This window comes from Flavobacterium sp. FlaQc-52 (genome assembly GCF_044007495.1).
Taxonomy (GTDB): Bacteria; Bacteroidota; Bacteroidia; order Flavobacteriales; family Flavobacteriaceae; genus Flavobacterium; species Flavobacterium cupriresistens.
In genome coordinates, this window is the sequence record NZ_JBIPCV010000063.1 from 1 (window position 1) to 255 (window position 255).

1 rRNA gene is annotated in these 255 nt (G+C 41.6%); it reads left to right on the plus strand.

The features are described from left to right. Positions 1–44: 44 nt before the first annotated feature. Positions 45–255, plus strand: a 16S ribosomal RNA gene (locus ACHRV5_RS22510); the annotation flags it as partial.

The window sequence follows — 255 nt, forward strand, 5'->3', positions numbered from 1 at the left end:
AAAGAACCGATAGAGAACGCATCGCAATATAATATAAAAAATATACGATGAAGAGTTTGATCCTGGCTCAGGATGAACGCTAGCGGCAGGCTTAACACATGCAAGTCGAGGGGTAGAGTTCTTCGGAACTTGAGACCGGCGCACGGGTGCGTAACGCGTATGCAATCTACCTTTTACAGAGGGATAGCCCAGAGAAATTTGGATTAATACCTCATAGTATAATTGAATGGCATCATTTAATTATTAAAGTCACAA